The organism is Bradyrhizobium sp. CCBAU 51627, assembly GCF_028128765.1.
In the GTDB taxonomy this organism is placed as follows: domain Bacteria; phylum Pseudomonadota; class Alphaproteobacteria; order Rhizobiales; family Xanthobacteraceae; genus Bradyrhizobium.
The window spans coordinates 1,540,180-1,553,684 of the sequence record NZ_LBJG01000024.1 but is presented as its reverse complement, the minus strand read 5'-3'; the positions used below and the strand labels follow the sequence as shown (position 1 = coordinate 1,553,684).

The 13,505-nt window shown below is 64.8% G+C and carries 19 protein-coding genes; 7 read left to right on the top strand and 12 right to left on the bottom strand.

What is annotated here, in order from left to right; genetic code table 11:
* From XH88_RS22085 to XH88_RS22075, 3 genes are all read right to left on the bottom strand, one after another.
* Positions 1–393, bottom strand: coding sequence for a FixH family protein (locus tag XH88_RS22085; protein WP_271670348.1), 393 nt, complete (start codon positions 391–393; stop codon positions 1–3).
* 103 nt (positions 394–496) lie between these two features.
* Positions 497–862, bottom strand: a complete 366-nt coding sequence (locus tag XH88_RS22080; RefSeq protein WP_271670411.1) for a hypothetical protein — start codon at positions 860–862, stop codon at positions 497–499.
* Positions 863–962: 100 nt separating this feature from the next.
* Complete coding sequence (locus XH88_RS22075; protein WP_271670347.1) at positions 963–1,586, bottom strand: LysR family transcriptional regulator; 624 nt, start codon at positions 1,584–1,586, stop codon at positions 963–965.
* A gap of 128 nt (positions 1,587–1,714) precedes the next feature.
* Between XH88_RS22075 and XH88_RS22070 the strand changes: the two genes are divergently transcribed.
* Genes XH88_RS22070 through XH88_RS22060 form a run of 3 tightly spaced genes read left to right on the top strand, consistent with a single transcriptional unit; the run spans position 1,715 to position 3,331 of the window.
* Entirely contained in the window at positions 1,715–2,107 is a 393-nt protein-coding gene (locus XH88_RS22070) for a RidA family protein (protein ID WP_271670346.1), read from the top strand.
* Positions 2,108–2,153: 46 nt separating this feature from the next.
* The gene (locus tag XH88_RS22065; RefSeq protein ID WP_271670345.1) at positions 2,154–2,846 is read left to right on the top strand and encodes an L-2-amino-thiazoline-4-carboxylic acid hydrolase; all 693 of its coding nucleotides are present in this window, start codon (positions 2,154–2,156) and stop codon (positions 2,844–2,846) included.
* A 59-nt stretch (positions 2,847–2,905) separates the two neighbouring features.
* Positions 2,906–3,331, top strand: coding sequence for a GFA family protein (locus XH88_RS22060; RefSeq protein WP_271670344.1), 426 nt, complete (start codon positions 2,906–2,908; stop codon positions 3,329–3,331).
* A gap of 47 nt (positions 3,332–3,378) precedes the next feature.
* Here the strand turns inward: XH88_RS22060 and XH88_RS22055 are convergent, their stop codons facing one another.
* The gene (locus tag XH88_RS22055) at positions 3,379–3,672 is read right to left on the bottom strand and encodes a hypothetical protein (RefSeq protein WP_271670343.1); all 294 of its coding nucleotides are present in this window, start codon (positions 3,670–3,672) and stop codon (positions 3,379–3,381) included.
* 206 nt (positions 3,673–3,878) lie between these two features.
* Here XH88_RS22055 and XH88_RS22050 point away from each other — a divergent pair, with 206 nt between their 5' ends.
* A complete protein-coding gene (locus XH88_RS22050; RefSeq protein ID WP_271670342.1) occupies positions 3,879–4,739 on the top strand; it encodes a LysR family transcriptional regulator in 861 nt (286 codons plus the stop codon).
* 49 nt (positions 4,740–4,788) lie between these two features.
* Here the strand turns inward: XH88_RS22050 and XH88_RS22045 are convergent, their stop codons facing one another.
* Together XH88_RS22045 and XH88_RS22040 are read right to left on the bottom strand one after the other, a co-directional pair.
* Positions 4,789–5,550, bottom strand: coding sequence for a hypothetical protein (locus XH88_RS22045; protein WP_271670341.1), 762 nt, complete (start codon positions 5,548–5,550; stop codon positions 4,789–4,791).
* A 16-nt stretch (positions 5,551–5,566) separates the two neighbouring features.
* Positions 5,567–5,755, bottom strand: coding sequence for a hypothetical protein (locus tag XH88_RS22040; RefSeq protein WP_271670340.1), 189 nt, complete (start codon positions 5,753–5,755; stop codon positions 5,567–5,569).
* Between the two features lie 251 nt (positions 5,756–6,006).
* Here XH88_RS22040 and XH88_RS22035 point away from each other — a divergent pair, with 251 nt between their 5' ends.
* Complete coding sequence (locus XH88_RS22035) at positions 6,007–6,972, top strand: DUF2336 domain-containing protein (RefSeq protein ID WP_271670339.1); 966 nt, start codon at positions 6,007–6,009, stop codon at positions 6,970–6,972.
* A gap of 144 nt (positions 6,973–7,116) precedes the next feature.
* On the opposite strand, the gene XH88_RS22030 is transcribed toward XH88_RS22035, so the two are convergent.
* The 4 genes from XH88_RS22030 to XH88_RS22015 form a co-directional block, all read right to left on the bottom strand.
* Positions 7,117–7,461: a DUF1491 family protein gene (locus tag XH88_RS22030; RefSeq protein WP_271670338.1), complete on the bottom strand. Its 345-nt coding sequence runs from the start codon at positions 7,459–7,461 to the stop codon at positions 7,117–7,119.
* Positions 7,462–7,514: 53 nt separating this feature from the next.
* The gene (locus XH88_RS22025; protein ID WP_271670337.1) at positions 7,515–7,757 is read right to left on the bottom strand and encodes a hypothetical protein; all 243 of its coding nucleotides are present in this window, start codon (positions 7,755–7,757) and stop codon (positions 7,515–7,517) included.
* A 119-nt stretch (positions 7,758–7,876) separates the two neighbouring features.
* Complete coding sequence (locus XH88_RS22020; protein WP_271670336.1) at positions 7,877–8,605, bottom strand: peptidoglycan-binding domain-containing protein; 729 nt, start codon at positions 8,603–8,605, stop codon at positions 7,877–7,879.
* The gene (locus tag XH88_RS22015) at positions 8,598–10,439 is read right to left on the bottom strand and encodes a PAS domain-containing sensor histidine kinase (protein ID WP_271670335.1); all 1,842 of its coding nucleotides are present in this window, start codon (positions 10,437–10,439) and stop codon (positions 8,598–8,600) included. The genes XH88_RS22020 and XH88_RS22015 overlap by 8 nt, the downstream gene beginning before the upstream one ends.
* A 410-nt stretch (positions 10,440–10,849) precedes the next feature.
* Here XH88_RS22015 and XH88_RS22010 point away from each other — a divergent pair, with 410 nt between their 5' ends.
* Entirely contained in the window at positions 10,850–11,284 is a 435-nt protein-coding gene (locus XH88_RS22010) for a DUF5330 domain-containing protein (RefSeq protein WP_271670334.1), read from the top strand.
* Positions 11,285–11,354: 70 nt separating this feature from the next.
* Positions 11,355–11,783: a SufE family protein gene (locus XH88_RS22005; RefSeq protein ID WP_271670333.1), complete on the top strand. Its 429-nt coding sequence runs from the start codon at positions 11,355–11,357 to the stop codon at positions 11,781–11,783.
* Positions 11,784–11,910: 127 nt separating this feature from the next.
* Here XH88_RS22005 and XH88_RS22000 read toward each other — a convergent pair whose 3' ends face one another.
* Positions 11,911–12,330 (bottom strand): MucR family transcriptional regulator, encoded by a 420-nt coding sequence (locus XH88_RS22000; protein ID WP_271670332.1) that lies wholly within the window; start codon positions 12,328–12,330, stop codon positions 11,911–11,913.
* 157 nt (positions 12,331–12,487) lie between these two features.
* On the bottom strand, positions 12,488–13,342 hold the full coding sequence (locus tag XH88_RS21995; RefSeq protein WP_271670331.1) for a DUF308 domain-containing protein: 855 nt from the start codon (positions 13,340–13,342) through the stop codon (positions 12,488–12,490).
* Positions 13,343–13,505: the final 163 nt, after the last annotated feature.

Sequence of the window (13,505 nt, the reverse complement as noted above, 5' to 3'; positions counted from 1 at the left end):
TCACTTGGTCGCCGTGACAACCACCTTGCCGGTGACCGTCTCCGGTTCGCCCTGCACCTTCACGGACAGCGTCATCTGGTAGCGGCCGGCCATCGGCAGGTCCGTCTTGAAGGCGTACACGCCCGGCTCCGTAGAGGGCAGCGGCGCGACCGCCGACTCCATTTCGGCCATTCCGTCAGGGGCCATGTCGACGCGGGTCTTGAAGACGACCGCGTCCGGCACCGGCTTGCCGGTTTGCTTGTTGGTCAGGCGAACGGCGAGCGTGACGTCGTCGCCCTTCTTCATCTCCGCCTTGACCGGCTCGAACATGTAGTCGCCAGCGCCCGCCATGGCGGCGGTAGCGGCAAGCGAAAGGGTGGCGGCCAGAGCCGCGGTGCTGAATTTGGAAAGCATAGTCCTGTCCTCGTGATCTGATCTTCCGCCGTGGCGCATGGCCGCGCGCACGTCAGTCGTCGTCGCGAGCGGGCGTGCCGCTCGCGTCTCAGGCGTCGCGAGATCAGATTCGAGGAGGTCGGAAAGGAGGACTGCTGCCGCGGAAGGAGATGACCTGATCGGCGGGAATGGCGATCTTGCCCGCGGCAACAGTGAGATGCTGGAACGCGACGGGTCTGACGTCGCCGAGCGCGATCATCCCGCCGACGCAGCAGAAGCCCATCGCGCATTTGTAACCGGCATGAAAGCCCGTCCCCTTCGTATCGGGACAACAATCGTCCATCGACATGTCGGCCTCATCGCCGCCCGTCTGCATGGTCGTCTGCACGTCGTGAGGCGACATCGCAAGCTCAGCCGCGGACGCGCCAACGCGCAGCGTCGCCAGCGAAATGGCGATTGCAACTGCCAGAATGGTACGGACGAACCGCATCAAGAGCGAATTACCTTGTCAGGCCGGAACACGGCTTTATCAACATATCCGGGCGCGGAAAACAATCGTTGATGCCCGTCAAGCATTCGTGACCAAAGGCCTATCCGACGCCGCCCACCAGTCGGGGACGGCAGCTCGCGCTCGCATTCGCGGCGGCCCGGGCGCGCAGCCATGCGCGAAAGCTGACGATTTCCGGGCAATCTGCGGTCCCCTCGGGCGAGATCAACCAATCGCCCAAACTGGATCCCTCACCAACCCGGTCGCAACGATAGCCCGGATGATGGCCGAGGCCGCGGGCAATCAGCAGGTCGACCTTGCCTTCGACAAGTTCATGCAAGCCGGCGGGCTGCAGCACGCGCAAGCCGATCTCCGCATGCGTGCTGCGAAACGCCGCCAGATCGAGCCGGCGCAGGTCGAAGCTGGCATGCACGCCCAATTGCAGCAGCACTGCACCTGTCGGCTGCAATTGCGAGGTTGCATCCGCGATGTGGCGGAAGCCTTCGGAGACTCCGGGCAGATAGGCCTGGCCGGCCGCGGTCAGGACGAGCTGCTTGTGGAGCCGCTCGAACAGCTGAACGCCGAGGCGCGCCTCCAGCGCTTTCACCTGCTGCCCGACGGCGGCGGGCGTCACGTGCAGTTCGTGCGCAGCCAGCTTGAAGCTGAGATGGCGCGCTGCGGCTTCGAAGGCGCGGAGCGCGTTGAGTGGCGGGAGGGCGTAGGTCATCGCGCTTCAGTTTGACACCGATGGGCCGCGGCCTTGCAATAGATTTTCTAGTGCTGGAGCGAAGGAATGATGCTTTGCGCCGCGCTGATGCCGCCGGATACGGTCGGCCAGCAATCCGGAGACACGTCATGACCGCAGCTCACATCGTCGGCCACAATCCCGCAACGGTGCCCCCTCCCGCCGGCGGTTACAGCCTGGGCCTGGAGTTGACCCAGCATCGCCGTCTGCTGTTCATCAGCGGCCAGGTGCCTGAGAGATCAGACGGCAGCGTGCCCGAAGGATTCGAGGCGCAATGCGAGCAGGCCTGGCGCAACGTCATGGAGGTGCTTGCCGCGACAGGTCTCGGCGTCGCTCACCTCGTCAAGGTCACCACGTTCCTGACCGACCGCTGTCAAGTCGTGGCCAACCGCACCGTTCGTCGCAGGATGCTCGGGGATCATCGGCCCGCGCTGACGGTCATGATCGCCGAAACCGTCGACAGCAAATGGCTGCTGGAGATTGAGGCGATCGCCGCAGAATGAGACGCGCTTCACCTACTCTGCCATGAGGCAATGACGCGAGGGTCCAATGACTGACATCATCCACCCGTTCTACCAGCAGCATCGCAGCGCCATGGAGGCGGCGATGCGCCATCGGCTCGACCTTGCCGAGGCGCTGTTGCGCGAGCGCGCGCATCTGTCCGACATCGACGGCATCAGGCGGGAGGTGATGGACGAACTCGAGATCGTGCTCACCCAGATGCCCTATGTCGGCGGCGACGCGAGCCGCATGAGCGATTTCTTCATGCGCCTCACCGGCTTTATGGCCATCAGCCGCGTGCTGCAGCGGCATGGCGTGCCGGTGCCCGTGATTGGCGAGATCGAGCGGCAGATCTACAAGGCGCAGCTGCTGACCGAGCCCGAGGCGGACCGTCTCGTCGCCGGGCGCCAGTTCATGTCGCCGGAGAACCAGGCCTTGCTGCGCGAGCAGGCGGCAAGGAGCACGACGGAGAGCCATCAGGCCGAATTTCCCGACGATTTCGTCTACGATTTCGTCGAGCCCGATACGGGCGATAGCTTTGAATTCGGCATCAATTACAAGGCCTGCGGCTTCTGCAAACTCGCCGGCCGCCACGGCGACAAGGAGATCCTGCCCAACATTTGCGGGCTTGATTTCGACGCCTATGCAGCCCGCGGCATCCGCCTGGAACGGACGCAGACGCTGGCTGGCGGCGCCAGTCACTGCAATTTCCGCTTCTCACGATTGCAGCGTGACGGTTGACTTCGCGCCGCTGCGCGCCCACCAAGACCGGTTCGAGGTTCAGTCGGGAGCGCAGCAACATGGTGGACGACACGACTAATCTGACCGGTCAATGCCACTGTGGCGCTGTGCATTTCGAGGTGACGCTGAGCGACGGCTTCAAGTCGATCCGCCGCTGCACCTGTTCTTACTGCCGCATGCGCGGCGCCGTCATGGTCATGGCGAAGATGGGCGGGATCAGGTTCCTGCAAGGCGAGGACGCGCTGACGAGCTATCGCTTCCACACCGGCACGGCACAGCACTTCTTCTGCTCTCGTTGCGGCATCTACACGCATCACCAGCGGCGCTCCGACACAACGCTCTATGCCGTCAACGTCGCGTGCCTCGACGGAATGAGCCCGTTCGATTTCGCTGAGGTGCCCGTCATGGACGGCGTCAATCACACCAACGACACCGGCCAACCGACGCGCCAAGCCGGCACGCTCCGCTTCATCCCGGCCAAGTAGAGGCTCGCCTGGCCACGCTGGTAGCGGCCGATGCCGCCCCAGACGCGCTAATGCGCCCCGCACCGGCAGTTCTCGTAATCCACGGGATCGTGGCTGTTGAAAATCGTCACACGTTCCCCATGGTTCAGCTTCAACTCGCGTAAGCGCGCCTGATTGGCGATGCGGGCGTTGCGGTCCATATCGACCTTACGCTGGAAATAGCGGAGCACCAGCGGGGGACGGGGTGACGCATCGAGCTGGGCGTGATGGAAATAGCTGTCGCCGGCATGCAGCAGCCATTTGTCGCCCGAGCGAACCGCGATGCCGCAATGGCCGAGCGTATGCCCGGCGAGGGGAATCATCAGGATGTCGGCATCCTTGTCGCCCAGCGCGCGTACGCCCTTGAAGCCGAACCAATCCTCGCCTGCCTCGCTATAGAATGTCCAATTCGGTGTTGAGATGACGGATTTTCATGGATGACGCTCGCCTGTTGTGAACGGGCCGTTCTTGTCATCCCCCCATCCATAGGTAAAATATCGAATATTGATAATATCTCTAGGTTGTGCCTATGGACATCCGCGAGCTTCGCTATTTTGCCGCCGTCTATCGCGAACGCAACCTCACGGCTGCGGCGCGCACTTGCTTCGTGTCGCAGCCGTCGATCTCGGCCGCGATCACCAATCTGGAGGCCGAGCTCGGCACCACGCTGTTCATCCGGCACAAGAAGGGCGTCGCACCCACCGCCTCGGCCGAGCAGTTTCATGCGCTGGCACGCCGCATCATCGACGAGGCCGATGCGGCGCGCAGCCTGTTTCGCAAGCCCAGCACGAAGGTCACGCTGACCCTCGGCCTGATGCGCACGCTCGACGTACCCCGGACGATCGCGCTGCTGAAGCCGCTGACGGCACGCAGCGACATCGCGCTCCGGCTCGTCAGCAGCGATGCCCGCGCGGATGCACGGATCGTCTCGAAGAGCATGCTGAGGGATGATGAGCATTTCGTCCCGTTCTGGAGCGAGCGCTATGTCGCGGCGCTGCCGCCATCGCATCCGCTGACGCTGAAGGAGAAGATCCGCGCCACCGACCTCGCCGACGTGGCCATGATCGACCGCTGCCATTGCGAGCAGAGCGCGTTTTTCGGCCGCGCTGCCCCGCGGCGCCAACCTGCCGCGATCGCGCAGTCGGAGGATTGGGCGATGGCGCTGGTGGCGGCGGGCGTCGGCGTCGCCATCGTCCCGGAGGGCGTGGCGAAGGGCCACCCTGACGTCGCTGTCAGGGAGATCGATGTGAAGGTCAGACGCGAGGTCGGGTTGGCTTACCGCGCATCAATGCCCCTCGCGGACGCATTGAAGGACTTTGTCGGGAAGCTGCGGAAGCAGCGCCGCAAGCCCGAGCGCACCAGGCAGCCGACTCGTTCGCAAAACTCCTGATCGAGCACGATCTTGCCGGGAAACCGCATCGGCACTTCTCGGACCGTGCTCAACCCTTCGAGACGACTGCGCGGCCATAGGCCGGAAGCGACTGGACCGGCGGATTGGCGGTCTGCGCCGCGAGCTCGCCGATCAGGCGGTCGGCATCGGCGGCCATGCCGTCGGGGGCCTGGATTACCAGCCGCTCCAGCGCCCAGCGATAGGACGAGACGCGCTGCTCGAGGGACAGCTGCACCCACTGGATGATCAGCGAATTCTCCCGCATGCGTTCGACCGCATCCGTCCTCTCCTGCGGCGACAGCGCGGAGACGCGCGCCATGCTGGCCTCGCGCTTCCTGTCGAGATCGATGACGCGGATGGCGCTGGCGAAGAACGGCTCGAAGCGGGTGATGTCGTTGCGCACATCCTCGATCAGCTGCGCATAGCGCGAGGCGTGCGAGCGGTGCGGCTCGTCGATCAGGGTACGGCCGTACATGGTACGGTCGAACACGATCTTCTGGCGCCAGGGCGAGGGGATCGCCTTGTAATCGCCGAACACGCTCTTCCAGGCCGGCCGCGACAGCGGCGGCTCGATCATGGGATAGGCGAGGTCGCGAAGCTGGCGCTCTTCGTCAGTGAGCTGGAATTGAGAGGGGGGCAGGCCGAGACTGCCGGTGACTTCGGCGCCGAGCCAGCGATGCATGTCGTCGCTGCGCATGTCGGCGCGGGTTCGGCCGAAATCGCCGCCGCTACAGGCGGCGAGCGACGCGCCCCCGGCTGCGAGCAGGATGGCCGATACGACGCGGCGGATCTGGCGGATGGAGTCCGGCATTGCAAAAGCCGCAAAGCTAGCGGCGTCGACGACGGCGCCCCGGCGCGGTGCCCTGCTCCGGTCCACGGTCGCCGCTGGTTTCGTCCGCTTCGCGCTCGATACGGATGACGGGGAGAATCAAAATCGTCCCTATGTCCGCGCGCGGTGTGACATCCCCCGACGAGCCCACCCGGCGACCGGCCGGAAATTCGATGATGGTCCCCATGTCAGCTCTCTCAATTGCCGCGCAACCGAAGCGCCGCTGCAACATGGAGATCATTAGGATCAGTTTATGGTTAACGGGATGTAAACGCGGCGTTTGGACCGTAGCCGCACGGGCCAATTCAAGCCGTCCCGCAGCGAGACGAAAACGGTCGAAATGCGCGGGTCTGCTTCACAGTTCGTTTTCCTTAAGGAGCCTTTAAAGGACCCCTTGATAAGCTTGGGGAACAGTTCTTCCGAGTTGCGTACGCCTCCATGACCAAGTCGTTGTTTCCCGGATTCGACGGGCTGATGACCCTCTCCCGTCGCGAGGGTGTCGATGTTCGCCCTACCCTGCTGCGCGTGTTGACCGACCTGTATGTCCAGACCAGCACCCATAGCGAGGACGAGCAGCGGCAATTCGTCGAGCTCGCGACGCGGCTGATAGACCAGGTCGACGATGCGACGCGCGGCTCCGTCAAGGCGAAGCTTGCGATCTATCCGCAGACGCCGGTCCCGGTTCTCCAGAAGCTCGGGTTGGTCGCCGCGCAGGAAGGCCGCAGGGTTCCGCTCGCGCGCGAAATCCCGCGTCCTGCGCCTGCCCCCTCGCCGGCCGAGGCCGAGCAGCGCATGGCCGTCAGCATGGCGATGCCGCCGAAAGAGGCGGCCGAGATCCACGACATGTTCTTCCGCGCCGATGCGAACCAGCGCGCACTCATCCTGCACAATCTGGCGCAGACGCCGCTGAAGGCCGCGCCGCGGATTCCGACCGTGCACGCCAAGCGCGCGATCCAGGTCCTGGAAATGGCGGCGATCGCCGGCGATGTCGACAGCTTCGCCTACGAGCTCGGCGATACCCTGATCCTACCCTCGCGCGTCGCGGCAGAGATCGTCGACGATGCCGGCGGCGAGGCGCTTGCGGTTGCCGCACGCGCGCTCGACATGCCGAGCCCGAACTTCCAGCGCATCCTGTTGTTCTTCAAGCCCGCGATCGGCACGTCCGTGAACGAGGTCTACCGCCTGTCACGGCTCTATGACCGTCTCAGCGAACGCTCCGCGCTGGTGATGCTCGCCGCCTGGCGCAGCTCGACGCTCGCCGTCACGCGCGGCAAGTACCAGCCTGCCCTGCATGACAACGAACGCCAGCGCGCACGCGCGAGCGCAAGCCCGTCGCGGCCGAGTGTTCAGCCCGGCTCGAGTCCGGCCGTGCGCACGAACAGCGGCGGATCGTCGGAACGCTGATTTGCCGGCGCTCAAGCGTTGACTGGGTCTGAGACGCGCGGTTCGTCCCAAGCCCGTCATTGCGAGGAGCTCTTGCGACGAAGCAATCCATCTTTCCATGGGAAGCATCTGGATTGCTTCGCTGCGCTCGCAATGCCGGTGGGGCTAGGTCTTCGCCAATTCCAGGAAATGCCGCCCGGCGCGGTCTTCGGTCTCGACGATCCAGGCGTCCGGATCGAAGCGAAGCTCCTTGGTCAGGCGCTCTTCCACCGCTGATTCCGGCATCGGCTGCAGCGCCGCCGGCACAAAGAAGCGATCGACGGGCCGACCGTCGTCATAAGAGGTCTGCGGCGCCGGCACGTAGAGCATCGCATTGCCGTCGAGCAGCGACACCTTGATGAACACCGCGCCCGCCTCCTCGGCGCCGCGATGGCGCACAGCGCCGAACACGCCCTCGGTCTGGCACCGGCGCAAATAGGCTGCGACCCATATGTTGGATTTCAAACGCATGAGTCGAACGATAAGCCAGCGCGAGGTGCACCGCCAGTGTCAGCTCGGGACTGTCAAGCCTTGCCGACGCCCTGCCCGCCACCGATCTGGCGCGCAACGAGGTATGACAATGGCATTGCGAGGGCAAATCCCACAGCGACCGCGTACGGGATGTTCCTGATGGCATCGGCGGCAAAGCTCGGCACCATCAGCACCACGATGAGGCTGACGCCCGCCAGCGCCGTGCCGAGCATGATCCACACGAGAATCGAGACCTTGAACATGACGACCTCTCTCTTGATGAGATGGATGATCATGTTCTCCGGGGGTTCCGCCCGTCATTGATCCCACGCAAATGGCGCCCGCACGGCTGCGTGCCAGCCGTGCGGGCGTGCGGGCCGAGAATTGATCAGCGTCAATGACAGGAGACGTTCGATTATTCGACGGGATGGCCGATCGCGGCGGCAAGCTCGCGCAGCAGGCGATCCGATACCTGGCCGGTGACAGGCATCTTGTGCTGGCGCTCGAAGGTCTGGATCGCGGACTGGGTCTCGCCGCTCATCGTGCCCGTGATCTTCAAATTGCCGTAGCCATATTCGGACAGCGCGCGCTGCACGCCGGCGAGCCGACGCGCCGCCGAGCTCTGTTGCACCGGGATCGGCGCCGGCGGACGTGCGACGGCCACGGCAGGCGGCGTCGGCGTGGTCGACTTGATCACCAGATTGGTCATGGGGTCGCTCGAGCGCGGCGTCGAAGCCGTGGTCTCGGCGGACTTCTCCTGCGGCTTCTCGGCCGCTTTCGGCTCGACGCGAAACTCGGTCGCCTTCGGCTCGAGCGGCGAGGTGTCGGCGCCGACGGGACGCGGACGCGGCAAGGGATTGGACAGCGACACCGACGACGGCGCAGGAAGGTTGATCACGGTGCCGAACATCGGCGCCGGATGCCGCCCGGTCTGCAGGAACAGTGCGTTGGCAACGATGGCGCTGATGGCAGCGGCAGCGACGAGGCCGGCCAGCGTATCCTTGGGGCTGTGCAAGAGCACGCGCATCACGAGATTGCGCTCGGTCTCGATATCCACGACTGCGGCCTTGGCGCCGCTCTTGGCACCATTCTTGGCGCCGCGGCGGCGCGGAGCAGCTTCGTCGTTGGCAGACTTTCTAGGCACTTTTCTTCACCAGAGCAGGTTGGTCCTGAATTTCCTGACGGAGCGGCGGCGTCAGCGTTGCGATCTTGCTCTCCGTCGGCTTCGCTTGCGGCGGCGCGTAGACGAGCGGCAGCTTGACGATGACGGCGGTGCCCTCGCCGAGCTTGCTTTGTACCGTCAATTCGCCGAGATGCAACGCCACGAGGCTCTTCACGATCGAAAGGCCAAGGCCGGTGCCTTCGTGGCGGCGTTCATAGGTCTTGCCGCACTGGAAGAACGGGGCGCCGATGCGCTTGAGATCGTCGGGCGCGATGCCGACGCCGGTGTCGCTGACACGGAGCGTGAGTTGCGAGGCGGATGCCGATGCGGACACGGTGACCTGGCCGCCGCGCTCGGTGAACTTGACGGCATTGGAGACGAGATTGAGCACGATCTGCTTGAAGGCCCTGGGATCGCCGGTCATGACAGGCAGATCCTGCGGAGCGTCGGTGATGAGGTCGACGCCGTTCTCCCGCGCCTTCAGCGCCAGCAGATTGCAGCAATGCAGCAGCGAGGCACGCGGTGCGAACGGCTCCGCCGAAATCTCGAAATTGCCCGATTCCATCTTCGACATGTCGAGGATGCCGTTGACGACCGACAGCAAATGCTGGCCGGAGGCGTTGATGAGCTCGGCATATTCCTTGCGCTGGCCGGCTGCCAGCATCAGGGTCTGCTCCTGCGCGATCATCTCGGAGAAGCCGATGATGGCGTTGAGCGGCGTGCGCAGCTCGTGGCTCATGGTGGCGAGGAAGCGCGTCTTGGCGGCATCGGCGGCCTCCGCCGCGCTGCGTGCCTGGTCGAGCGCTTGCTCGGACAGCTTGCGATCGGTGACGTCGCGCATCACGGCGACGACTTCCGCCTCGCGGCTAGGATCGCGGCCGAGATCCTGATCGAGTGGCCGGCAGCGCATCTCGACCCAGATGAAATCGACCTGATAATTTCCTTGGCCCCGCTCGGAGCCGGCAGGCTCGCGCCGCAGCCGGAATTCGACGCTGCGCACGTCGCCGCGTGCGGCGTCGGACAACGCGGTGAGATAGGCAGGACGATCGGCGACATGGACGCGATCGAACAGACCATGGCCGAGCAATTGGGCGACCGGCATGCCGAGCATGGCTTCCGCCGCCGGCGAGACGAACTGCACGGCCCCGTTGCGCTGATGGCGCGAGATCACGTCGCTCATGTTGCGCGCCAGGAGACGATAGCGCTCCTCCTCGCGCGACAGCAGCGTGACGCTGGTACGCGCGAGCGACTCCGCGCCGAAGGCGAGGCCCGCGGCATAGAGCGTCGCCGAGGTGACGCCCAGCGCCATCATCACGCCGCGCTCGGCGGCGCCGAGCCCGCCGCCCGGCAGCCAGCCGAGCTGGCTGATCAGGATCAACAGGCCGACGCAGGACAAGGCGAGCAGCGACGCAAAGGCCGCGACGCGGCGCGAGGCGGACAGAGCGGCCTCCAGGGGAACCACGACAAGCCAGATCGCGGCGAATGATTCGATCCCGCCGGTCGTGACCGCGATCGCCATGATCAGGCCGGCGAGCGCCAGCGACGACAGCACATGAGCGCCTTCATACCGGCCGGTGCGCGACAGGAACCAGGACAACAGGATCGGCGCGATCAGCCAGGCGAAGGCCGCGACCTCGATGGCGCTCGGCGCGCCGCGCAGTACGAGATAGACCGGAAATGCGGCAAAGGCGGCCAGGCTTCCGAGAAGCCGCGGCGCCATGAAAGCCCGATGACGTGCACGCGTCAGCGCATCGTAACGCGCGGAGGGATGCAGCAGTGCATCGAGACAATCGCGGATGATACTCAAAACTGTCACGGGTCTCGCGCTTCGGCTCAATCGTCTCGAGAAGACGCGCCGGAACGCCTCCTTATCGTTGAGCCACCGTGTCAGAGCGACCTTAAACGAGTGCTAAGGCGGATCGGTCCGCCGGCCGACACCGTGTCGTCGCGGAGATTTTTAGGCGATTTGATGATGTCATCATCGGATGATGGTGAACATAGGGTTTCGCCGCTGCGCTCATGGTTTCGAATTGGTGGAGATGCAGTGCCGGACAACCACGGGCGCCCGCGTCAATCGAAAATTTACGAGATCTCTATCCGCGAAGATTTCTGCGTAAATTCTCCGCGAATTAAGCTCAAGGCAATGACTTGCGATTTATCGAGAGTTGCTAGGTCCAAACGCGCGCGGACATCGCCGTCGCGGGATCTACAATACAGGTCGACAAGATGCGCTTTCTGCTTCGCATCACATTCTGGCTCGGGCTGGTGCTGGTGCTCCTGCCGCGGGACAAGACGCCCGAATCGGAGAAGCTGCCCCAGATCGGCGCTGCCGATGCGGTGCAGGCTGCGACCGCGGCCGTCTCCGACATGACCCAGTTCTGCAAGCGTCAGCCGGCGGCCTGCGAAGTCGGCGGACAGGCCGCGACCATCATCGGCCAGCGGGCCCAGGACGGTGCGCGCAAGATCTACCAGATCATCAACGAGAAAAAAGATCAGATCAGCAACGAGAAGAACGAAAAGAACGACAAGAAGGCGCCCGACCGCACCGGCTCGATCGCGGTCGCCGGTGATGGCGAGGCCGCAGCATCGGAGGCGCTGCGCGACACGCTCACGCAGGACGATCTCGCGCTGGAATGGCACGGGCCGGAGACGGCGAATTAAGGCCCTCGATCCTATCGATTTCGACGCCTCGCGTGCCTATATTGGCCTGAACTGGAACCACGGGCCATCAATGACTTCGATTGACGAGATCAGGGACAATTTCGAGCTTCTGGACGAGTGGGACGACCGCTACCGGTACGTCATCGAGCTCGGCCGCACCCTGGAACCGATGCCCGAGGAAGAGCATTCGGCCGAGAACAAGGTGCAGGGCTGCGTCAGCCAGGTCTGGCTCCAGAAGCTGGTCGATCGCCACGGTGGCGCTCCGATCCTGAGGTATCGCGGCGACAGCGACGCACATATCGTGCGCGGCCTGGTCGCGATCGTGCTCGCGCTCTACTCCGGTCGCACGCCGCAGCAGATCCTCGAAACCGACGCGATTTCCGTGTTCAACGAGTTCGGCTTCCGTGACCATCTCACGCCGCAGCGCTCCAACGGCCTGCGCTCGATGGTCGAGCGTATCAAGACGGACGCGAAAGAGGCACTGGCGGAAGCGTCGTAGCTCCCCATGGTGAGCCGCCGCAGGGTGGGCAAAGGGGCGACGCGCCGTGCCCACGAACTCTCACTGATCGCACTCAGGACGTGGGCACGATTCGCTTTGCCCACCTTACGAGATTCCGGGCGCCGCGCTACTTGCCCTTCTTCCGCTGCTGCTGGCCCAGGCCCATCTTCTTCGCCAGCTGCGAGCGCGCCACCGCGTAGTTCGGCGCGACCATGGGATAATCGGCGGGCAGACCCCATTTCTCACGGTATTGCTCGGGCGTCATGTTGTACTGAGTGCGCAGATGGCGCTTCAGCGACTTGAAGCGCTTGCCGTCTTCCAGACACACCAGATAGTCCGGCGCGATCGACTTCTTCAGCGACACCGCAGGCTTTGCCGGCTCAAGCGGCGGCGTCTCGCTCCGGCCCAGCGACACCCGCGTCAACGCGCCGTGCACCTGGCTGATCAGGTTCGGAATCTCGGCGGCCGGCGTCGGGTTGTTGCCGACATAGGCCGACACGATGCTCGCCGTCAGCTCGATGAAATTCTTAGCCCCGGCATCCGACATGGGCGCGCTCTCTCAATCAGGGTCCGTCGCCGCATTGGCGACAGCGAAGTAATTCCTGTCAACAATACGTTTGGCAGAAATAGGACAACTTGCGAATAGGAACCGATTACTGATCTCGCGACAAGAATTGCGAGACTTTACTTGAAAGCTGGGGACTTCAGCCGCCGCGCTGATCGAGATGGGCGCGCAACTCGTCGATCGAGGCAAAGCGCATCATGCCTTCCGGCATCTGCGCCTCGATCGAGCCGTCGGAATAAAGCGAATAGGCCATGCCGTCGACGATGCCGGATTTGAGCACCGTCACCGCCGGCTGTTCGACCGCCGACGGCGGCTCTGGCGCCGGAGGTGGCGCGGCAGGCTGAGGCACGGCAGGCTCGAAGGTCGACGAGGGTCGCGGCGGCGGCCGGCGCGCCGCGGGCGGCTCCGGCGGCCGCGCGCGGTCCGGCTTCGGCCAGGCGTCGTCGAAGCTCGCGTGCGGAGTACCAGGCTCCGCCTGTGGTTGCGGCGGCTCGCTCTCCGCTGCCTTGGCTTCGGCGCGCTCACGCTCCTTGCGCGAGCTCGAGGCGAACAGCAGGTTGCGCCGGCGCGGCGCTTCCGGAGCTGCCGGCGCGGGCGGAGGTGTTTCGGGCTCGGCCGGCGCCTCGGCGCGCGGGCGCGCGGGCGCGGGTATCTCGGCCTGCCATGGCGGCGCGGCGGGCGACGGCGGCGGTTCAGCCCGCATCGCCGGAGCGGACTCGGGCGCTGGCGAAGCCGATCCGGCAAGGCCCGGGAGCACCGGCCTGACGCGAACATCCGAGGCCGCGGCCGTTCCGGCCAGGCGGCGCGCGATGGCTTGCAGCTCGAGCAGCACGGCGTAGAGGCCGACCAGTAGCATTCCGGAGCAGACGCCAATCGTTCCGCTCGTTATGAGCGTGCTGCCAAGGCTGAAATCCCGGATCGAATAGCCAAAAGCGACCGCAAGGAGGCCCGCCAGAACGGCGAAAATCCCTACGATCAACAATACCAAGCTCATCGAACACACCCCCGGCCGCGCATCCACGCGCGACACCCGCCACGCACGATACCGTCATACTGCGTTCCACGCCAACGACCAATTGCCGCCGGCGTTCCTAAAGGAAAGGATATCAGGGACTTATTCACATTCCCTTCAGCAACGCACCGCTAGCTGTGATGGC